Below are 21,145 nucleotides of genomic sequence, written 5' to 3' on the forward strand. Positions count from 1 at the left end.
TCGTGAACTGGACTCTATGGGCGGGAACGCAGTTCCCGCCGGAGGATCTTCCCACTTGCCGTCTTGGGCAGTTCCGGCAGGACCTCGACTTCCCGCGGGTACTTGTAGGCGGCGAGTCTGTCCTTGCAGTACGCGGCCAGTTCGGCGGGGTCCGCGGCGGCGTCCGGCCGCAGGCTGACATACGCGCGGACCGACTCGCCGCGGTAGGCGTCGGGCACGCCGACCACCGCGGCCTCGCGGACCGCGGGGTGGGTGTACAGGACGTCCTCCACCTCCCGCGGCCAGACCTTGAAGCCGGAGGCGTTGATCATGTCCTTCTTGCGGTCGACGACGTACAGCCAGCCGTCGCGGTCCATGAACCCGATGTCGCCGGTGCGCAGTTCACCGTCCGGGAAGCCCTCGGCGGTGGCCTCCGGGCGGCGCCAGTAGCCGGGCACGACCTGCGGTCCGCGCACCGCGATCTCGCCGTGCTCGCCGATCGGCACGTCCCGCCCCTGGTCGTCGATGATCCGTACGACGGTGTCCGGGCCGGGGACCCCGACGGACAGCGTGCCGGACTCCGGGTCCACGGGTGCCTCGTGCTGCGGCGGTACGGAGGCGCAGGGCGCGGTGCACTCGGTGAGCCCGTAGCCGTTGTGCAGTGTGGGCCCGAAGCCGGTCCGGAACTTCTCGACCAGGGCGGGCGGCACCGGAGCACCGCCGGAGGAGATGACCTGGAAGGAGGCGAAGTGCTCGCGGGTGGCGCCCGGGTGCGCGGCGAGCGCCATGAACGCGGTGGACGGGCCGACGGTGTAGGCCGGCCGGTGCTCGGCGAAGGCGTCGAGCACCACGCCGGGCTCGAAACGGTAGGCGAGGACGAGGGTTCCGGCGTTGGCGAAACAGGCGGCGAGCTCGCAGACCATGCCGGTGATGTGGAAGAGCGGCGCGAGCGCGAAGTACGGCGAGCCGGCCGGTATCGGGTGCCCGGTGCGCTGGCGTTCGGCGTTGTAGGTGATGGCGCCGTGCGGATTGGTGGCGCCCTTGGGGGTGCCGCTGGTGCCGGAGGTGTAGCTGATCAGGGCGATGTCGTCGGCGGCGGGCTCGCGCTCGGCGGGCGCCGGCAGGTCCGCGCGGGCGACGGCGAGCAGGTCCGCGGCGTCGTCGGCCACCGGCAGCCGCTCGAAGCCGAGCACCCGCGGGTCGTCCCGGGTCTGCAGATCGCGTTCGCAGGCGGTGAGGACCAGGCGTACGGAGGAGCCCGCGGCCGTCTCCCGCAGATAGCCCTCCCAGGCCCGGTCCGCGCAGATCAGGACGGTGACCTCGGCGTCGTCGAGGACGTGCCGCACCTCGGCCGACTTGTACATCGGGTTGACCGGGACGACGACGGCGCCCGCCTTCCAGGCGCCGAGCAGGGCGAGCACGAAGTGCGGGGAGTTCTGCAGCATGATCGCGACCCGGTCGCCGCGCTCCAGGCCGCGTGCGGCGAGGTGGCCGGCCACGGCATCGGAGAGCCGGTCGGTCTCCGCGTAGCTCAGCCGGCCGTCGAAGTAGGCGAGCGCGGTGTGTTCCGGGGTCTCGGCGGCCGCGGCGCGGAAGGCGCGGACCACGGTCGGCGGCGGGTCGACCGGCCGGCGCTGCTGCTCGCTGAGGAGGGCGAGCCAGGGCTGGTCGCGGTATGTCGTCGTGCCGGTCACCGTGCCGTCTCCTCCCACTTGCGCTGGATGCGGTTCATCCCGCCGAGCCATCGGTCCGGTTCGGCCGCGCGGGCCTGGTAGTACGGGCCGACCTCGGGGTGCGGCAGGATCAGGAAGCGGTCCTCGGCGATCCCGGCGAAGAGAGCGTCCGCCACGTCCTCGGGCTCGATCGCGGTCGGCGCGAGCACCAGTTCACCGGCCGTGCCGGAGGCGGTGAGCATGTCGGTGCGTACGCCCTGGGGGCAGATGGCGTGCACCTTCAGGCCACGGTGGCGGTAGGTGAGCGAGAGCCATTCGGCGAAGGCGTACGCGCCGTGCTTGGTGACCGAGTAGGGCGCGGCGCCGACCATGGTGAGCAGCCCGGCCGCCGAGACGGTGGAGACGAACCGGCCCCCGCCCCGCTCCAGCCAGCCGGGCAGCAGGGCGCGGGCCGCTCTGACGTGGGCCATCACATTGACGTCCCAGGCCGTCTCCCAGACCTCCTCCTCGGCCGCCTCGGTGCCGCCGGATGCCACGCCGGCGTTCGCGCAGTAGACGTCGACCGTGCCGTCGAGTGCGGCCACGGCAGCGGGCACGATCGCGGATGCGTCGCCGGGCACGGCCACGGCACCGATCTCGTCCGCGACGGACTTGGCGCGGTCCCCGTCCAGATCGTTGACCACGACGCGGGCGCCCTCGGCGGCGAACCTGCGGGCGAGGGCCGCGCCGATGCCGCCGCCCGCTCCGGTGACGACAACTCCCTTGCCCTGCAGGGCGTCTGCGAGGTACGGAGCGTACGGCGGCTGGTTCTCCTGCGAGTGCGAGGTACTCATCGATCTCCGTAAGTTGTCAGGCGGCCCGAGAGTCGCAGACTAACCAGTCGGTATGTCTTCCGGGAAGGGGTCGTCCCGACCGCGTCCCGTCCAGTTCGTTCCCCGCACGGCACCCGGCGGCTAGCGTGCGTGCTCATGTCACCTCGAGATCGCTCCAGTCACTTCGGAACCAGGGAGGGCACTTCATGAACCTGTCCAGACGGGGCCTGCTCGCCGCCACCACGGCCACCGCGGCAGCCGGCGCGATGGCCGCCGCCCCTGCGGCAGCGGCGGACCGGGGCCACGGCGGCGGACGCCGGCTGCGCACCGGTTACGAGCGGCTGGCCGCCGACGGCTACCGGCTGCTCGACGGTCGGAGCGTCGGCATCGTGACCAACCCGACCGGCGTGACCCGCGGCGGCCCCGGCAGCGGCGGCGTGCAGCACATCGTGGACGTGATGCACGCCGACGAACGGATCGAGCTGACCGCCGTGTTCGGCCCCGAGCACGGTTTCCGCGGCACCGCACAGGCGGGCGGCTCCGAGGGGCGCTACGACGACCCGGCGACCGGCCTGCCCGTCTACGACACGTACCAGACGAGCGGGCAGGATCTCGCGGACATCTTCACCGAGTCCGGAGTGGAGACCGTCGTCTTCGACATCCAGGACGCGGGCGCCCGGTTCTACACGTACATCTGGACGCTCTACGACTGCATGGAGGCGGCGGAGCTCGCCGGGCTGCCGTTCGTGGTGCTCGACCGGCCGAATCCGGTGACCGGGCGGGCAGCGCTCGGCCCTGTGCTGCACAAGGAGTTCGCCACGTTCGTCGGGCGCGAGCCCATCTCGCAGGCGCACGGGATGACCGTGGCGGAGCTGGCGCTGCTGTTCAACGGTGAGTTCCTGGAGCGGCCCGTGGAACTCGAGACGGTGTGGATGTCGGGCTGGCGGCGCGACGACTTCTACGACGCGTCGGGCCTTCCCTGGGTGCCGCCGAGCCCGAACATGCCCACGCCGGAGACCGCGGTGGTGTATTCCGGCACCTGCCTGTTCGAGGGCACCAACCTCTCCGAGGGCCGTGGCACCACCCGGCCGTTCGAGCTGCTGGGCGCCGAGGGCATCGACCGCGGCTGGGCCGAGCTCGCGAACCGCGAGGAGCTGCCCGGCGTCGACTTCCGCGAGGCCTACTTCGAGCCGACCTTCTCGAAGTTCGAGGGCAAGACGGTCGGCGGGGTGCAGATCCATGTGTACGACCGTGAGGTCTTCGACCCGGTACGGACCGGGATCGCGCTGCTGATCACCGCCAAGCAGGCCTGGAGCGGATTCGCCTGGCGCGACGACAACTGGATCGACAAGCTGACCGGCTCCACCCGGGTGCGCACCATGATCGACGCGGGCGCGGACACCGACGAGGTGGTGGCCGGCTGGCAGGACGAGCTCGCGGACTTCCGTGCGGTGCGGCGGAAGTACCTCAAGTACCGCTGATCACACGGCTGTCGTACGCGGACGGGGCCCGCCCGGAGTTGTCCGGGCGGGCCCCGCGGCCGTGCGGATCAGCGGTGCGAGGGACCTGGTGGGCGCCTTCCGGCCCGATGACGGCTGCCGTTCGAAATCCGATGGCGAACCGATGGAGCCGGATGAGGCCGGCGTACGTCGAAGGCTCGACGCCGTTGCGTCGACGCGAGACAGCCCGCTCAAGGAGGTGCGTTGCCATGGCCGGTTTCCGCAGCCTGGCGAGACAGGTTCGTGACCCTCACAACGACCTGGCACTGCGGCGGTATTCGCTGCGCAAATGCCTGGAACGCTTCGCCCCCTACGGCCACCGGGCCACCTGGGACCACCTGTGCGCCCGGGCCGGGTTCGGCCCCGAGGACCGCGCTCCCGAGCCCGCCCGCCTGGTCGCGGCGCTCGACGAGCTGGAGGAGGCCCGGGCCGTGTGGCTCGGCTACGAGGCGGAGTTCGCCGACCGCCGCAGGCGCGAGAAGCACCACGGCCTTCGCCGGCCCGGCACCGTGGACCACTGGCACCGCTGCACCTGGGGTGGCTGCGGGATCGCCTGGTGCGACGACCCGCACACCCACCCCGCCGAGCCGCTCGCCGACGTCCTGCGCAAACTGATCGCGGCCCTGGAGCGGGAGCCTGGCACCCACTGCCCGGTCTGCTCGGACGCGGACATCACCTGGAACCCCGACCTCGGTCACGAGCCCTGGGCCGGTCCGGTCTGCACGGGCTGCGGCATCCTGGTGCCGCAGCCCGTACTCGCGCCCGCGGCCCTGATCCGGGCCCGGCAGTCCGCACCCGCGGGCCGCGCGCTGGTCACGGCGTGAGCACGTCCGTGTGGATCGCCAGCTTGAACTGGGCGTGCATCAGCGGCGTCGCGATCTTCGCGTCCGCCCGTCCGCGGGCGGAGACCTTGAGGCCGAGCGGCACTCCCTTGTGCACGAACATCTGCCAGACATAACTGCGGTACTGGCCACCACCGGTCGGCGCGGAGTCGGTGGTGGCCGTCGAGTCGTACCCGGACCCCGCGTCCAGCGGGTCGCGGACGAAACGCGCCCGGTACTCGCTCGGCCTGCTGTCCGGCTCCCAGAAGACCATCGCCGACAGCACGCCCCAGCCCTCGTGGCTCGGCCAGATGAGCCCAGAGCGGCCGTCGGGGAACTCGGACGGATCGCCGCCGCCCTGCGCGGGATCGTGCATCTTCCAGGGGTCGTACGACTCCTCGTCCTGCTCGTAGGGGAACCGCACGAGGTGATAACCGTCGCTGTCGTAGTCGATGTTCTGCGGCGGTGACTGCTCGACGTCCCACTTCAGTGAACAGATGGCGAGTCCCATCGGCGCTCCTCACGGTGTCGCTCGAGCGGCCCGCGTCCCACGGGCCGCTCCCGACGCGTACGGCGTCGCCCCTGGCCCGTACCCCGCACGCGGGGCGCCCAACAGTCCGCGCACCGGCCGCCGTTGGTCAGGAACGGCGCTCGGCGTAGAGGCGGGAGCCGGTGAGCTCCTGGCCGAAGACGTCGTCCGGATTCGACAGGACGCAGGTCTCGAGCGAGAGACAGCCGCAGCCGATGCAGTCGGTCAGATGGTCGCGGAGACGGCCCAACTGCTTGATGCGCGCGTCGAGTTCGGAGCGCCAGGCCTCGGAGAGGCGGGCCCAGTCCGCGCGGTTGGGGGTGCGCTCCTCGGGCAGTTCGGCGAGGGCGTCCCGGATGGTGGCGAGCGGGATGCCGACCCGCTGGGCGGCGCGTACGAAGGCGACCCGGCGCAGGGCGTCGCGGCTGTACCGGCGCTGATTGCCGGTGGTGCGGCGGCTGCTGATGAGGCCCTTGGACTCGTAGAAGTGCAGGGCGGAGACGGCCGCACCGCTGCGGGCCGACAGCTGGCCGACGGTGAGCTCATGGATCTTCTCTGGAATCTGCGGCACCCCTGCAAGGCTAATCGGGGCGAGGGCAGGTGCGACCTCGGGCCTTCCGTTGACAGCCGACCGCGCCGCGACCATGCTGAGCAAGCGCTTAGAAATGAATCTCCGGGAGGCACCGAACATGGCAGAGCCAAGGATCTTCACCTCCGCCGACGAGCTCGAGGCGGCCGTCGGCGAGCAGCTGGGCACCAGCGACTGGCTGGAGATCGACCAGCAGCGGATCGACCGCTTCGCCGAGGCCACCGGCGACCACCAGTGGATCCATGTCGATCCCGAGAAGGCCGCGGCCGGCCCCTTCGGCACCACCATCGCGCACGGCTATCTCACCCTGTCGCTGCTGCCGGCCCTGGTCCCGCAGATCCTGTCCGTCGAGAACGTACGGATGGGTCTCAACTACGGCACCAACAAGGTGCGTTTCCCCTCGCCGGTGCCGGTCGGCTCCCGGGTGCGCGCCTCGGGCGTACTGAAGGAGGTCGCCAGGACGTCCGACGGCGGCGTCCAGCTGACCACCACGGTGACCGTCGAGCGCGAGGGCGCCGACAAGCCGGCCTGTGTCGCCGAGTCGGTGTCGCGCTTCTACTTCTGAGCGGCTGCCGAAAGGCCTCGGGGAGACACCCCACCTACGCCCCGGACCGCACCATCCTGTTGACGAGGTCGGCGTACAGCACGCCGACCTCGTCCGGTGTGCGACGGCCCGCGGCGTTGAACCAGCGGGCCACGTCGATGCAGAGGGACATCACGGCGAGCGTGGTGCCGGGCACGTCGGGTACGTCGAACTCGCCGTCCCGGACGCCGTCGAGCAGGATCCGGCGGACCGCGGCGTCGCACTGCCGGCGCAGGTCCACGACCTCCGCACGGTGCTCGGGGCCGAGCGCGTCCAGCTCGTACTGGACGACGCGGGCCGTGGTGTGGTGCTCCGCGTGCCAGACCACGAAGCTGCGGACGGCGCGGGCGAGGCGTTCGGCGGCACTGCCCTCGGCGTCCGCCGCCGCCTGCAGGATCCGGACGGCCTTCTCGTGACCGAGGCGGCTGATGCGGTGCAGCAGCTCTTCCTTGGTCTTGTAGTGGATGTAGAGCGCGGCCGGGCTCATCCCGGCGCGGCCCGCGATGTCCCGGGTGGTCGTCGCGTGATAGCCCTGCTCGGCGAAGGCCTCCACCGCCGCGATCAGGAGTCGCCTGGCCGCGTCAGGGGTGACCTCGTCCCAAGCAGCGCCCTCGGTCGGCTCCGCCGCGTCCATCGTCGCCCCTCTCGCCACGTCCACAGGTGTGGCCGGCGGCACGGCGGGACACCCCGCCGCCCTTCCGGCAGGACAGCACCCTACCCCCATCGCTGAGCAAGCGCTTAGGGAGCGCTCGGGGAGCGTCGTGGGCGGTACGGGACGGACCCGCCGGGCGGCCCCGGGTCAGAAGGCGGAGACGCCGGTGAGGGCCCGGCCGATGACCAGCTTCTGGATCTGACTCGTGCCCTCGTACAGGGTCATCACACGGGCGTCGCGCAGGAGTTTGCCCACCGGATACTCGTCGATGTAGCCGTAGCCGCCGAACACCTGGATCGCGTTGTTCGCCGCGCGGACCGCGGCCTCGGAGGCGAACAGCTTGGCCTTGGACGACTCGGTGGCGAACGGCCGGCCGCGGTCGATCAGATCCGCCACCCGCCAGGTCAGCAGCCGGGCCGCGTCCACGTCCACGGCCATGTCGCTGATCAGCTCCTGCACCAGCTGGTGGCTCGCGATCGGCTTGCCGAACTGCTCGCGCTCGCCCGCGTAGCCGACGGCCGCGTCCAGGGCCGCCCGGGCGATGCCGACACAGCCGGCCGCGACCGACATCCTCCCCTTGGCGAGTGCGGACATCGCCACCGAGAAGCCCTTGCCCGCGGGCCCGAGCATGGCGCCCGCGGGTACCCGTACGTCCTCGAGGACCAGTTCGGCGGTGGCCTGGCCGCGCAGGCCGAGCTTGCCGTGGATGGTGCGGCGGCTCAGGCCGGGACTGTCGGTGGGGATCAGGAACGCGGACACGCCCCGGTGGCCGCTCTCCTCGCCGGTCCGGGCGAACAGCAGCACCACGTCGGCCCAAGTGCCGTTCGTGATGAAGGTCTTGGTGCCGGTGACCAGGTAGTCGCCGCCGTCCCGGACCGCCCGGGTCGCCAGATTGCCCGCGTCCGAGCCGGTGCCCGGTTCGGTGAGGCCGAAGCAGCCGAGGGCGGCGCCGGAGGTGAGCCGCGGCAGCCACTGCTGCTTCTGCTCCTCGCTCCCCCAGGCGGCGACCGTCTTGGCCACCAGACCCAGCGAGACGGAGACGATGCCGCGCACCGAGGAGTCGCCGCGGCCGAGCTCCTCGGTCACCAGGCAGTACGCGAGGTGGTCGCCGCCGGAGCCGCCGTACTTCTCGTCGACGGTGAGGCCGAGGAAGCCGAGCTCGCCGAGCTTGCCGACGACCGCGCGGTCGACGCTCTCGGCCCGGTCCCAGTCCCGGACGTGCGGCGCGATCTCGCGCGTCACGAAGTCGCGGGCGAGCTGCCTGACGGCGGTCTGCTCCGCACTGAGCTCCAGGTTCACCGGGTCCACCCACCTTTAATTAACACTGCTAGTTTTAGGCTCGGAGGGCCTACTATGAGCCGCATGGCCCGACCGCGCAAGCCCCTCCTGAGTACGGAACGCATCGTTGCGACGGCCGCCGCCCTGGTGGACGCGGAGGGTCTGGCCGCGGTGTCCACGCGGCGCCTCGCTGCGGAGCTCGGGGTCAGCGGGCCCTCGCTGTACAACCACTTCCGCACCAAGGACCAGATCCTGGAGGCGGTCGCGGACTCGGTCAGTGCGCAGGTCGACCTGTCGATGTTCGATCCGGAGGACGGACGGGACTGGCGTACCGCCCTGCACGACTGGGCGGTCTCGTACCGGGCGGCGCTGCTCGAGCACCCGCACATCGTGCCGGTGCTCGCGCGCGGGCCCGGGCACCGGCCGGCCGGACTCCGGCTCGCCGACGCGGTGTTCGGGGCGATGACCGCGGCGGGGTGGCCGCCGGCCCAGGCCACGTCGATCGGAGCGCTGATGCGGTACTTCGTGACGGGGTCCGCACTCGGGTCCTTCGCGGGCGGCTTCCCCGACGACCGGGAGGCGTACGATCCCGCGGACTATCCGCACCTGGGGCAGGCGCATCTCCTGGCGGAGCGGCAGGAGAAGGTCGACGAGCGGGCCTTCGAGGTGGGTCTCTCCGCGATTCTCGCAGGGCTCGAGGTGCAGTTCCGGGCTCTGCCGGACCGTCCTCGGCCCAGGCGCTGACGCACCTTCGTCCTCAATCGCCGGACGGGCTTGATCGTGGGGCCTGAAACTCGACCAGCGCACGACCCCCTCGCGCACCGCGCATCGCGTCGAAGGCCGCGGGGATGTCGGACAGGCCGATCCGGTCCGTCACCAACGACCGGAGGTCGAGGCGGCCCGCCCGGGCGTGCTCGGCGAGTGCGGGGAGGTCGACGGCGGGATCGCAGTTGCCGTAGACGCAGCCGGACAGGGTCCGGCCCCAGTGGAAGAGCTCCAGTGCGTTGAACGTGACCTGCTGGTCCTTGCCCCCGATGCCCACCACCGTCGTACGGCCGCCGCGCCGCGTGGACTCCCAGGCCGTACGGATGGTCTCCGCCCGGCCCACGCACTCCACTGCGACGTCCGCACCTCGTCCGTCGGTCAACGCCCGTACCTGCTTGGCCGTCTTGTCCGAGGCGAGGACGAAGTCCGTGGCGCCGGCGGCGCGGGCGAGGGCTTCCTTGCCGGGTGAGACGTCGACCGCGACGATCGGCCCGGCGCCCGCGATCCGTGCGGACTGCAGGGTCGCGAGACCGACGCCCCCGACGCCGTACACCACGACCGACTCGCCCTCCCGTACGGCCGCCGAGTTGTGCACCGCGCCGTAGCCGGTGAGGACGGCGCAGCCGAGCAGGGCCGCGTCGGTGAGATCGATGCCTTCGGGGACGGGCAGCAGGCAGTTCTCCGCGACGACCGTCTCCTCGGCGAAGGCGGCGACATTGAGCCCGGGGTGCAGTTCGGTGCCGTCGGGGCGATGGGCGTACACCGAGGCGGCGCCGGCCAGGGCGTTGTCGCAGAGCCATCCCTCGCCGATCCGGCACGCCGGGCAACTCCCGCAGGACGGCGCCCAGTTGAGGATGACCTCGGCGCCCGGCCGGACCGAGGTGACGCCCTCTCCCACGGCGATCACCGTGCCCGCGCCCTCGTGTCCGAGCACGCACGGGGTGGGGACGCGCATGGTGCCGTCGGCGAGCGAGAGGTCGGAGTGGCAGACACCGGCGGCGGCGAGGCGGACCCGCACCTGCCCGGGTCCCGGATCGGGCAGCTCGATCTCGGTGATCTCCAGCGGAGATCCGACGGCGGGCAGGACGGCGGCGCGGACCATGTTCGGGAAACCTCCGGGTGCAGCGGGTGTCGGGCGGCGATGCGGAACGGGAGCCGTCAGAACTGCAGCGACTTGGTCTGCAGATACTCCCCGAGACCGTGCGGGCCGAGCTCGCGCCCCACACCCGACTGCTTGTAACCGCCGAAGGGCGCAAGCGGGTTGAAGCGCCCGCCGTTGATGTCGACCTGCCCGGTCTCCAGGCGGCGGGCGAAGGCCACGGCCGTGTCCTCGTCGGCGGCCCAGACGGCGCCCGCGAGGCCGTACACCGTGCCGTTGGCGATGCGGACCGCGTCGTCCTCGTCCTCGTAGGCGATGAGGGACAGGACCGGTCCGAAGATCTCCTCCTGCGCGATCGTCATCTCCGCGGTGACGTCGGCGAAGACGGTGGGGCTGACGAAGTAGCCCTGCTCGTGCGGCGGTTCGGCGCCGCCCGCGACGATCCGGGCGCCCTCGGCCACGCCCTTCTCGATGTACCCGCGGACCCGGTCGCGCTGCTTGGCGTTGACCAGCGGGCCGATGCGGTCGCCGTACTTGGCCGCGGCGGTGGTGGCGAGCGAGACGGCCTCGTCGTAGCTGTCGCGGTGGACCAGCATGCGGGTCCAGGCGCTGCAGGTCTGGCCGGAGTTGGCCATCACGTTGGAGACGCCGACATTGACCGCCTTGGCGAGGTCGGCGCCCGGCAGGATCACATTCGCCGACTTGCCGCCGAGCTCGAGGGCGACGGGCTTGACGGCCGCACCGGCCGAGGCGCCGATCTGGCGGCCGACCGCCGTGGACCCGGTGAACGAGACGAGATCGACGTCCTCGTGCGTGACGAGCGCCTGCCCGGCCTCCGGGCCACGTCCGGTGACCAGATTGAACACCCCGGCCGGCAGCCCGGCCTCGTGCACGGCCTCCGCGAAGAGCTGGGCGACCAGCGGGGTGTCCTCGGCGGGCTTGAGCACCATGGTGCAGCCGGCCGCGAGCGCCGGGGCGGCCTTGGCGACGATCTGGTGCAGCGGATAGTTCCAGGGCGTGACGGCACCGACCACACCGACCGGTTCGAGCAGCACGGTGGAGTTCCCGATGCGCTCCTCGAAGGCGTAGCCGGCGGCGAGTTCGGCGTACGAACCGGCCACCGCGATCGGCACACTCGCGTGCACGGCCTGGGAGAAGCCGAGCGGCGAGCCGAGTTCGGCGGTGACGGTCTCGGCGATCTCGTCCTTGCGGGCGGCGAGCACGTCCCGCAGGGCGCCGAGCTTCGCGCCGCGCTCGGCGGGCGGGGTCGCCGACCAGCCGGGCAGCGCGGCGCGGGCGGCGCGTACGGCCGCGTCGACGTCCTCGACCGTGCCTGCCGGTACGGTCGCGATCGGCTGCTCGTCGACGGGATTGACCACGTCGATGACGTCCTGGCCCGCGGCGGCCCGCCACTCGCCACCGATGTACATCGCGTCATGGGCCTTCATCGCTGTCCTCCAGAGCGTCGCTGCGTGGTCCTGCCAACGTACACCCGTCAAACTAGCGGTGTTAGTTTTCAGGCGCCAGTGCCTTCGGTGCCGCGGTGGGCGGCCGGCGGACCGGACGCCGGTTGTGCACCCGGTCCTGCGGGGCGCGACGGCCGACTGCCGTGCCCCGGCTTTCCGTTGCCTCCGCGCAGGCTCAGGCCCGTCGCGCCGAGCAGCAGGAATCCGAGGGTGAGGAACGGGGCGCCGGGGCCGGCCACACCGGCGATCAGGCCGGCCGCCGCGGGTGCCGCGACCTGGCCGAGGCGGTTGCCGGTCAGCCGCAGGGCCAGGGCCGTGGAGCGGGCGCCGGCGGGCGCGGCCTGGACGACGGTGGTCATCGACAGCGGCTGTCCGACGCCGAGGCAGAAGCCGAGCAGCGCGAGTACGGTGCCCAGCGCCCAGATGGGCAGCGGCAGCGCGACTGCGGCGCACAGCAGGGCCCCGAGCAGACAGCTCACGGTGAGCAGGACCGTACGCCCGAGGAGCCGGATCATCGGGCTCATCACGAGCCGGCAGGCGACGGTGGCGGCAGCCCGCAGGCTCAGGAGCAGTCCGACGGTGGCGGGTGCGATGCCGCGGTGTTCGCCCACCACCGGGAGGTAGGCGGTGAGGATGTCGGTGGCGGAGAGCACGGCCAGGCTGATGAAGATGCCCGCCGGCACTCCTCTGGTACGCAGGATCCCGCCGACCGGGACGGTGGCGCCGCGCTCCGGCACCCGCACGCTCTCGCGCCGGTGCTCGAGCCGCCAGGTGGAGGTGAGCGAGACGGCGGCGACGATCGCGGCCACCACCAGGGCGAGGGCGCTGGTCCTGGCCAACTGCCCGTCGTCCGCGGAGATCAGCCGTCCCGCGGCGATCGGGCCGATCAGCTGCCCGAGCGAGGCGCCGATGGTGAAGTGCCCGAAATTGCGGTCCTGGCTCTCCGGCGCCGACTGCCGGGCGACGAGGGACTGGGCACCGATCACGAAGCAGAGATGGCCGAGCCCCATCACCCCGCTGAACGCCGCCATCGCCGGCAGCGACCCCGCGACACCACTGAGGGCGCAGCCGCCCGAGATGAGTACCACGCCGACCGGGAGCAGCGGGGCGCAGCGCCCGTGGTCGGTGCGGCGGCCGAGCGGTACGGCGGCGAAGAGCGGGAGCAGGGCGTAGACGCCGGCGATCACGCCGACCGCGCGCTCGTCGGCGCCCAGGGCGAGGGCCCGGTAGGAGACGGCGGGCCGCGCCATCGACACCGCCGACTGCGCGAAGCCGAAGGCGATGACGAGGCGGATCAGCCAGCCCCTGCCGGACCCGGACGCGTCACTCATGACTCTTGGAATTCATGACTCTTGGAATTCATGGCTCTTGGAATTCATGACTCTCGGACCCATGTCCTACGGCTGCTCCCGAACCGTCAGATGATGCCGAACAGCAGCCCGGCGGCCAGCACCACCAGACAGGTCAGCGCCGCCCACTTCACGGTGAACCGGGTGTGGTCGCCGAACTCGACCTTGGCCATGCCGACCAGGACGTACACCGCGGGCACCAGCGGGCTGGACATGTGCAGCGGCTGGCCGACGAGGGAGGCGCGGGCGATCTCCACGGGCGAGATGCCGTGCGCGGCGCCGGCTTCCGCGAGGACCGGCACGATGCCGAAGTAGAAGCCGTCGTTCGACATGAAGTACGTGAGCGGGACGGAGAGCAGGCCGGTGACCAGGCCCATGTGCGGTCCCATCGCGTCCGGGATCGCGCCGACCAGCCACTTGGCCATGTGGTCGACCATGCCGGTGCCCTGCAGGACGCCGGTGAAGACGGCGGCGGCGAAGACCATGCCGGAGACGTTCAGGACGTTCTCCGCGTGGGCGCCGATGCGGGCCTTCTGGTCGGGCATGTGCGGGAAGTTGACGGTCAGGGCGAGCGCGGCGCCGAGCAGGAACAGCACCGGGATGGGCAGCAGCTCCATGATCATGGCGGTCAGGAGTGCGACGGTGAGGCCCGCGTTGAACCAGTACAGCTTGGGGCGCAGGGTCGGCCTGTTCGGGTCGAGCGCCTGGAAGGCCTCGTCGGCGGCGGCGCCGGCCGCCGCCGTACCCGCGGAGTCGGTTCCACCGGAAGTTCCGGCTCCGGCTGCCTTGCGCTGCCGGCCGTTGCCCCGGCCCGGCTTTCCGGGGCCGCCCCGCTCCGCGGCGGCGTCGCCCCCGGCGCCGACGAGCACCGCCTCGGAGTCCGGCTCCTCGCGGCCCAGCGCCTCGTCCAGGGTGAGCACCCCGAGCCGCTTGCGCTCGCGCAGGCCCAGGACGTACGCGAGGAACAGCACGGCGACCAGGCCGACGGCGAGGGCCGGGATCATCGGCACGAAGACGTCGGTGGCGTCGAGCTTGAGGGCGGTGGCGACCCGGGCGGTGGGGCCGCCCCAGGGCAGCGTGTTCATCACGCCGTTGGCCATCGCGGCGACGCCGGTCATCACGACGAGGCTCATCTTCAGGCGCTTGTACAGCGGATACATCGCCGAGACCGTGATCATGAAGGTGGTCGAGCCGTCGCCGTCGAGCGAGACGATCGCCGCGAGCACCGCGGTGCCGACCACGATGCGCATCGGATCGGCCTGGCAGAAGCGCAGGATCGCCCGGACGATCGGATCGAAGAGACCGACGTCGATCATCACGCCGAAGTAGACGATCGCGAACATCAGCATCGCCGCGGTGGGCGCGAGATCCGTGACGCCTTCGAGGACGTAGTCGCCGAGTTGCGCGCCCTGTCCGACGAACACGCAGAACAGCGCGGGGATCAGGACCAGTGCCGCGATCGGCGACATCTTCTTCAGCATGATCAGGACCAGGAAGGTCGCGATCATGGCGAAGCCAAGGATGGTCAGCATGGGGGTACCTCACGTTCGCCCTTGAACTCCCACCGGGGACGGCGGTCCGGACGACGTTAGGGCGCGCAAACTTTCGTTAACAAGTAGTTGACGCGCGAGCAATACGCGCAAAACTCCAGGTCACGGGGTTGTGCCAGGTCATGGGTCGCGCTTCAGGCGGACGGGGTGATCTGCACGGGTACGCCGTTGAGCACGGCCGTCCCGGAGAGCGGGTCGAGCAGTGATCCGTCGAGCAGCTGGTTGCTGTTGACCCCGGGCCGGGCGGTCGCGACCGCCGTACGGGTGCCGGGGCGGTCGTGGCCCCAGCCGTGCGGGAGGCTCACCACTCCGGTGCGGACCGTGTCGGTGAGCTCGGCGGGTGCGACCACCTCGCCGCCGGCGCTCTTGACCCTGACCTGCGATCCTTCGGTGATGCCGGCGCGGGCGGCGTCCTCGGGGTGGATCTGCAGGGTGCAGCGGTTCGAACCGCCGTTCAGGGAAGGCACGTTGTGCATCCAGCTGTTGTTGGAGCGCAGATGGCGGCGGCCGACGAGGACGAGTCCCGCGGGCCGCTCGCGCAACGCCGCGCGCAGCCGCGGCAGATCGTCGGCGATCGGCTCCGGGCAGAGCTCGATGCGGCCGGAGCCGGTCTTGAGGATCTGCGGTACGCGGGGCGTGAGCGGGCCGAGGTCGATGCCGTGCGGACGGTCGAGGAGCCGGGCCAGGGTCAGGCCTTCGGGGTCGGCGCCGAAGCCGTCGCCGTACGGTCCGAGCCGCAGCATCATGTCGAGCCGCCGCTCGGTGCCGTCCTGCCCGGTGAGCAGCGCGGCGAGCTCGCCGGGGTCGCGGCCGTACACGCTCTGGTGCGGGTCGGCGACGGCCTTGCCGAGCACCCGCTCCACGACCATGGCGTCCACGGTGCCGGCGGGCAGCTCGGGCCGGCCGGACGCGGCGAGCACGAGCCGGGCCAGGATCTCGGGCTCGCCCGGCATGTCGTCGTCGGGCGGGATCGCCGCGCGGTTGTAGCGGACCTGGTTGCGTACGGCCAGCGCGTTGAACGCGAAGTCGAAGTGGGCGCTGCGGGACGGTGGCGGGGGCGGCAGGACGACATGGGCGTGCCGCGAGGTCTCGTTGAGATACGGGTCGACGCTGACCATGAAGTCGAGGTCCGCGAGGGCGCGGTCGAGCCGGTCGCCGTCGGGCGCGGAGAGCACCGGATTGGCGGCGATCGCGATGAGCGCACGGATCCGGCCGTCGCCGGGGGTGTCGATCTCCTCGGCGAGCGCGGCCATCGGGAACTCGCCCTTGACCTCGGGATGCCCGCCCGCCCTGCTGTGCCTGCGCCCGGTGCGGAAACCCTTGCCCGGGGCGGCGGGCCGTGGGGCGCGGTCGGTGGCCGACAGCGGGAACATCGCACCGCCCGGCCGGTCGAGGTTGCCGGTGAGCACATTGAGCACGTCCACCAGCCAACTGGCCAGGGTGCCGTGGGCGACGGTGCAGCTGCCGATGCGGCCGTACACGGCGGCGGTCTCGGCCGCGGCGAGTTCACGGGCCATCGCGCGGATCTCCGCGGGCGGTACGTCGCAGGCGGCGCCGGCCGCTTCGGGGGTGAACTCGGCCACGGCGCGCCGGACTTCGTCGACGCCTTCGACGTGCTCGGCGAGCGCTCCCGGCGAGGTCAGGCCCTCCTCGTACAGGACGTGGACGAGGGCGGCGAGGAACAGGGCATCGGTGCCGGGCCGGATCGGGACGTGCCGGTCGGCGAGGTCCGCGGTGCGGGTGCGGCGCGGGTCGACGACGGTGAGGGTGCCGCCGCGGCGGCGGAGTGCCTTGAGGCGGCCGGGGAAGTCGGGTGCGGTGCAGAGGCTGCCGTTGGACTCCAGCGGGTTGGCGCCGATGAGGAGGAGATGGCCGGTGCGGTCGAGGTCCGGCACGGGGATGGCGAGCGGGTCGCCGTACATCAGCCCGCAGGCGACGTGCTTGGGCATCTGGTCGAGGGTGCTGGCGGTGAACAGGTTCTGGGTGCCGAGGGTGGAGAGCAGCACGGGCGGATAGAGCTGGCCGGCCATGGTGTGCACATTGGGATTGCCGAGCACCACGCCGACGGCGTCCGCGCCGTGCTCCTCGACGAGCGGCCGCAGGCCGTCGGCGACCGCGGCGAAGGCCTCGTCCCAGCTCGCCTCGCGCAGCCGACCGTCCTCGCGGACCAGGGGGCGGCGCAGCCGGTCGGGGTCGGCGTCGAGCTGTCCGAAGGAGGCGCCCTTGGGGCAGATGAATCCGCTGCTGAAGACGTCGTCCCGGTCGCCGCGGGCGGCGGTCACGGTGGTCCCCTCGATGGTGAGGGTCAGTCCGCAGGTGGCCTCGCAGAGGGGGCATACGCGGGGGACGCGTCGGGGGGCGTCTTGGGACGGGTCGGTGGGACGCATCTGCCCTCCCGGGCGGGGCGGGGGTACGGGGCCGGCTTCCGCCAGCATACCGATCGGTATGTCCGGTGGGGAGGGTGTGGCGGGGATCGTTGTGGTCGATCCCCGCCACCTCTGCTCCGGTCGCCCGGGGCGTGCGTCATCCGGTCGCCCGGGGCGTGCGTCATCCGGTCCCCCGGGGGCGTGCGTCATCCGGTCCCCCGGGGGCGTGCGTCAAATGATGGCCTCAAACGCCGGCCGGGCTGATATTGCCCCGGACGGGCTGATATTGCCCCGGCCGGGCTGGGAAAGCTCGGCCGGCTGCGAGAGCGCGCGGTCACGGAATGGGGATGGTGATCGACTCCCCCGGTTTCAGGGCGAGTTCCCTGCTCCGGCCGTTAAGGGTCACCGTCGTGTCGTGGCCGCCGATGCTGTGGATCGTCGCCTCGCGGACACGGCCGCGCCGCCAGGACAGGTCCACGGTGAATCCGCCCCGTGCACCCACGCCGGTCACCGAGCCGGAGTCCGCCCATGCGTCGGGCAGTGCGGGGAGGAGTTCGATGTGGCCGGGTCGGGAGTACACGAGCATCTCGAGGATCGCGGCAGGGGTGCCGAGGTTGGCGTCGACCTGGAAGATGGCTCGGGAGTCGGAGACCCGGTACATGTCGAAGAGGTTCATGGCCGTGCCGGTGTCGCCGCCCGCCCAGGGCTGCAGATTGGTGAGCAGCAGGCGGTACGCCTTCTCGGCGTCCTTGAGCCGGGCCCAGCACAGCGCCCGCCAGGCGCAGGCCCAGCCGTAGCTCTCCATGCCGCGGGCGGTGAGCAGTTCGGTGGCGCCCTTCAGGACGGCGGGGTCTCCGCCGCCGGGGCGGATGCGGTCGCCGGGGAAGAGGCCCATGAGCGGGGAGAGATGGCGGTGGGTCCGCTCGCCGAGGTCGTCGGGGCTCATCCACTCCTGCAGCTGCCCGGAGTCCGGGCTGACCTCGGGGAGGTGGAGGCGCTCGCGCAGTTCCCGGATGGTGTCGGCATGCTCCCGGTCGCGTTCCAGGGTGCGGCACGCCTGCTCGTAGTGGCCGAAGAGGGACCACAGGAGTTCCTGGGTGTACGTGATGCCGCGGGCGTCCTGCGGTCCGTGTTCGGGTGACCAGTCGTGGTCGTCGATCAGGACCTCGCGTTTCTCGCCGGTGGCGGGGTCCTCGACCGTGGTGGTGAGCAGGCGGGCCTGCCAGAACTCGCAGGCGCCCTTGAGGAGCGGGTGGATACGGGCGAGGAAGTCTCGGTCCTGGGTGAACTCGTAGTGTTCGTGGAGGGATTCGCAGAGCCAGGCGTTGCCGGCGGGGTGCCACCACCAGCCGAGGCCGCCGTAGGGGTTGGTGGAGAAGGCGACCGTCCAGCCGGCGATCTTTCCCGAGGTGTTGCGGAAGCGGTTGCGCGGGTCGTTGAACCGCTTCCGGGTGACCTCGGTCCAGGCGGGCAGCTGGGCGAGCAGGTAGTCGGCGAGCGCGGTGAAGGTGTCGGGGAGTCCGGCGCGGTCGGGCAGCCAGTAGTTCATCTGGACATTGATGTCGGTGTGGTAATCGCCCATCCAGTCCGGGGTGTTGCCCTCCAGCCACAGACCTTGCAGGCCCATAGGCAGTCCGTCGCGGGAGCCGCAGATGGTGAGGTAGCGGCCGAACTGCAGGTAGCTCGCCTCCAGTTCCGGGTCGGGGCCGGATCCGTCGGCCGCGCGGGCCTTGATCCGGGACCAGGTGTCGAGGCGGCGCTGTCCGGGGGTGGATCTGCCGAGGTCGAGGGTGAACCGGTCGTAGCGGGACCGGTAGTCGGCGACATGGGTGTCGCGCAGCGCGGCCGCCGGACTGCTCGCGGCCGCCGCGGCCTTGTCCTGGGCGAGCCGGAGCGGATCGGCGTCGGGGTCGAGATAGCCGGTGGTGTGGTCGGGCGTGTAGGAGGTGCCGCCGCTGATGACGAGGGTGACCTCGGCGCAGCCGTCGAAGGTGACGCGGCTGCCCCGTGCGGACACCTCTCCTCCGCCGGGGCCCGCGGCGGCGGTGACGGCGCAGGCGTAGCGCAGTCCGTTCGCGAAGGCGTCGGAGAAGAAGGCGAGTTGCCGCCCGGCGTCGGCGTGCGTGGTCTCGCCATGGGTCCCGGCGAGGACGATGCTGCCGTCGAACCGGCCGCCGCCGCTCTGCCGGAGCCGGATGACGAGGGTGTCGTCGGGTGCGCTGGCGAACATCTCCCGTACGTAGGTGACTTCGCCCAAGGTGTAGGTGGTGGTGACGAGACCGTTGCTGAGGTCGAGACTGCGCCGGTAGTCGCGGACCGCGGCGCGGTCGTGGCCCGGCAGGCTGACGGTGACCCGGGAGAGCAGCGTGAAGCTGCCGAAGTCGTCGCGGCCGTAGGGGAATTGGCCCCCGTCGTCGAGGGTCGTGTTGGCGCCGCCGGTCCACATCGAGGCGTCGGTGACGTGCAGCACCTCGCGGGCCGGATCGCCCCCGGCGAGCGCGCCGATACGGCCGTTGCCGAGCGGCAGCCCCTGTTCGATGAGCAGGTCCTCGTCGGCGGGCTCGGGGTACCACAGGAGCGTCGCCTCGTCGGCCGGCACCAGCGGTGACGCGGAGGGCCGGCCCGGTGCGGAATGGGCGGTGAACGGCGGCAGTACGCCAAGGGTGAGGGCTGTGCCGAGGCCGAGGAACAGGCGGCGGGACGGTCCGTTGCTCATCTTCGGTCCTTTCCTTCCGTACGGACTGTGCGGACGGGCCGGGTGGCTACGACAGCTTGATCAGGCGGGAGCCGTGGGCGGGTACGGACTTCGCGGTCCAGCCGCCGCGGAAGGAGCCGAGGTCCTCGCGGGCCACCGTGTCGCGCAGGTTCTGGCGGCCGTGCAGGCCGAGCTTCTTGAAGGAGACCTTGATGTCCGTCGCCTCGGAGCCGAGGTTGTAGACCGCGAGGTAGGTGGCGCCGCCGACGCGCTTGGTCCACACCTGGCTGTCGCCCGCGCGCACCTGCCGGGGCAGCTTCGCCGCCTGGTCGACGGCGATGACCTCGGGGTTGGTGAGGATGGACTTCGCCTTGTCGTCCAGGAACCAGATGTCGCCGCCCACGTACAGCGGGGACGAGGCCATCGACCAGAAGGTCATGACGGTCTGCCGTTCGGTGTCGGTCAGTCCGTCCTGGAGGCCCTCACCGGTGTTGTTGTTGATGGGCATGGCGTCGAGGTCGCCCAGGTAGCCCGGGGCGTCCAGCTTCTCCAGCCACTTGGGCAGATCGTCGAAGCGGTCGTCGACGGAGCTGGTCCAGCTGCTGGTCGTCTCGCAGTAGCACTCGATGTCGGTGTCGATACGGACGCCGTCGGCCGCGCCCTTGAGTCCGTCGGCCGCGGCGATGTCGACGGGCCAGCCGCTGGCGCTGAGCCACATGCGGCGGCCGCTGTGGTCGATGGCCTTCGACCAGGCCTTGATGTCGGCGACGTTGTCCTTGGTGACGCCGTCGATCTTGATGAAGTCGACGCCCCAGGAGGCGTATCGGGCCACGATCGAATCGATGTAGTCCTGCGCGCAGGGGTTGGCGTAGTCGATCTTCCAGCTGCCTTCCCACATGTTCGTCGAGGTCAGCGGCTTCACCGCGATGTCCCGGGCATGACAGTCCGTACCGAGGATGGGCGCGTTCTTGTCGTACACCTCCTTCTCCAGGCCGGCCGCCCCGTACAGGCCGAGCTTGAGGCCCTTTCCGTGGACGTAGTCGGAGAGGGCGGGCATGCCGCTGGGGAAACGGCCCTTGTCGATGTCCGGGATGCCGTTGGTGTCGGTGTGGAACTCCCAGTCCAGGTCGGCGTTCCAGCCCGCGTCGATGTTGAGGTGGTTGTAGCCCGCCTGTGCGAGCTTGCCGCTCAGGGCGTCGGCGGCGTTCTTGATGTTCTCCTCGTTCAGCCAGTCGGTGCCGTAGCCGGCCCGTGTCGAGGACTCCACGCTCCAGCTGCTCCAGCCCATGAACGGCTTGACGTGCGGGGTACTGGCAGCTGCGGGGGCCGGCGACAGGACCAGGGCGAGCGGCAGGGCCGCGGCGAGTGCGGCGGTGCGGGGCCTGCTCACGAAGCGGCGCATGCGGGACGTGCTGTTCATCTGACGTACCTCCGGAAGTG

The 21,145-nt window shown here is 71.6% G+C and carries 17 protein-coding genes; 4 read left to right on the forward strand and 13 right to left on the reverse strand.

The window, feature by feature from the left end; translation table 11 throughout:
• Window positions 1–14: 14 nt before the first annotated feature.
• Together DY218_RS07745 and DY218_RS07750 are read right to left on the reverse strand one after the other, a co-directional pair.
• Complete coding sequence (locus tag DY218_RS07745; RefSeq protein ID WP_407703579.1) at window positions 15–1,724, reverse strand: AMP-binding protein; 1,710 nt, start codon at window positions 1,722–1,724, stop codon at window positions 15–17.
• Entirely contained in the window at window positions 1,670–2,485 is an 816-nt protein-coding gene (locus DY218_RS07750) for an SDR family oxidoreductase (RefSeq protein WP_128555167.1), read from the reverse strand. Before DY218_RS07750 ends, DY218_RS07745 begins: the two co-directional genes overlap by 55 nt.
• 185 nt (window positions 2,486–2,670) lie before the next feature.
• Here DY218_RS07750 and DY218_RS07755 point away from each other — a divergent pair, with 185 nt between their 5' ends.
• Window positions 2,671–3,945: an exo-beta-N-acetylmuramidase NamZ family protein gene (locus tag DY218_RS07755; RefSeq protein WP_128555168.1), complete on the forward strand. Its 1,275-nt coding sequence runs from the start codon at window positions 2,671–2,673 to the stop codon at window positions 3,943–3,945.
• A 227-nt stretch (window positions 3,946–4,172) separates the two neighbouring features.
• Entirely contained in the window at window positions 4,173–4,787 is a 615-nt protein-coding gene (locus DY218_RS07760) for a hypothetical protein (RefSeq protein WP_128555169.1), read from the forward strand.
• On the opposite strand, the gene DY218_RS07765 is transcribed toward DY218_RS07760, so the two are convergent.
• Window positions 4,777–5,295: a hypothetical protein gene (locus DY218_RS07765; protein WP_128555170.1), complete on the reverse strand. Its 519-nt coding sequence runs from the start codon at window positions 5,293–5,295 to the stop codon at window positions 4,777–4,779. The genes DY218_RS07760 and DY218_RS07765 overlap by 11 nt on opposite strands.
• A gap of 127 nt (window positions 5,296–5,422) precedes the next feature.
• Entirely contained in the window at window positions 5,423–5,884 is a 462-nt protein-coding gene (soxR, locus tag DY218_RS07770; protein WP_128555171.1) for a redox-sensitive transcriptional activator SoxR, read from the reverse strand.
• 118 nt (window positions 5,885–6,002) lie between these two features.
• On the opposite strand from soxR, the gene DY218_RS07775 reads away from it, so the two are divergent.
• On the forward strand, window positions 6,003–6,467 hold the full coding sequence (locus tag DY218_RS07775; protein ID WP_128555172.1) for a MaoC family dehydratase: 465 nt from the start codon (window positions 6,003–6,005) through the stop codon (window positions 6,465–6,467).
• A 34-nt stretch (window positions 6,468–6,501) separates the two neighbouring features.
• Here DY218_RS07775 and DY218_RS07780 read toward each other — a convergent pair whose 3' ends face one another.
• Both DY218_RS07780 and DY218_RS07785 read right to left on the reverse strand, forming a co-directional pair.
• A complete protein-coding gene (locus DY218_RS07780; RefSeq protein WP_128555173.1) occupies window positions 6,502–7,119 on the reverse strand; it encodes a TetR/AcrR family transcriptional regulator in 618 nt (205 codons plus the stop codon).
• Between the two features lie 165 nt (window positions 7,120–7,284).
• A complete protein-coding gene (locus tag DY218_RS07785; protein ID WP_128555174.1) occupies window positions 7,285–8,436 on the reverse strand; it encodes an acyl-CoA dehydrogenase family protein in 1,152 nt (383 codons plus the stop codon).
• 63 nt (window positions 8,437–8,499) lie between these two features.
• Between DY218_RS07785 and DY218_RS07790 the strand changes: the two genes are divergently transcribed.
• On the forward strand, window positions 8,500–9,159 hold the full coding sequence (locus DY218_RS07790) for a TetR/AcrR family transcriptional regulator (RefSeq protein WP_128555175.1): 660 nt from the start codon (window positions 8,500–8,502) through the stop codon (window positions 9,157–9,159).
• A gap of 13 nt (window positions 9,160–9,172) precedes the next feature.
• Here DY218_RS07790 and DY218_RS07795 read toward each other — a convergent pair whose 3' ends face one another.
• From DY218_RS07795 to DY218_RS07825, 7 genes are all read right to left on the reverse strand, one after another.
• Window positions 9,173–10,282 carry a Zn-dependent alcohol dehydrogenase gene (locus DY218_RS07795; protein WP_128555176.1) on the reverse strand — a complete coding sequence of 370 codons (1,110 nt, stop codon included), beginning with the start codon at window positions 10,280–10,282 and terminating at the stop codon, window positions 9,173–9,175.
• A 56-nt stretch (window positions 10,283–10,338) separates the two neighbouring features.
• On the reverse strand, window positions 10,339–11,727 hold the full coding sequence (locus DY218_RS07800; RefSeq protein WP_128555177.1) for an aldehyde dehydrogenase family protein: 1,389 nt from the start codon (window positions 11,725–11,727) through the stop codon (window positions 10,339–10,341).
• Between the two features lie 68 nt (window positions 11,728–11,795).
• A complete protein-coding gene (locus DY218_RS07805; protein WP_128555178.1) occupies window positions 11,796–13,076 on the reverse strand; it encodes an MFS transporter in 1,281 nt (426 codons plus the stop codon).
• A gap of 86 nt (window positions 13,077–13,162) precedes the next feature.
• Complete coding sequence (locus tag DY218_RS07810) at window positions 13,163–14,626, reverse strand: CitMHS family transporter (RefSeq protein WP_128555179.1); 1,464 nt, start codon at window positions 14,624–14,626, stop codon at window positions 13,163–13,165.
• Window positions 14,627–14,778: 152 nt separating this feature from the next.
• On the reverse strand, window positions 14,779–17,031 hold the full coding sequence (locus DY218_RS07815; protein ID WP_128555180.1) for a molybdopterin oxidoreductase family protein: 2,253 nt from the start codon (window positions 17,029–17,031) through the stop codon (window positions 14,779–14,781).
• A gap of 313 nt (window positions 17,032–17,344) precedes the next feature.
• Window positions 17,345–19,726, reverse strand: coding sequence for a glycosyl hydrolase family 95 catalytic domain-containing protein (locus DY218_RS07820; RefSeq protein WP_128555181.1), 2,382 nt, complete (start codon window positions 19,724–19,726; stop codon window positions 17,345–17,347).
• Window positions 19,727–19,772: 46 nt separating this feature from the next.
• Window positions 19,773–21,125 (reverse strand): glycoside hydrolase family 27 protein, encoded by a 1,353-nt coding sequence (locus DY218_RS07825; RefSeq protein WP_199566655.1) that lies wholly within the window; start codon window positions 21,123–21,125, stop codon window positions 19,773–19,775.
• Window positions 21,126–21,145: the final 20 nt, after the last annotated feature.

This window comes from Streptomyces triticagri (genome assembly GCF_003429565.1).
GTDB classification, from domain to species: Bacteria; Actinomycetota; Actinomycetes; order Streptomycetales; family Streptomycetaceae; genus Streptomyces; species Streptomyces triticagri.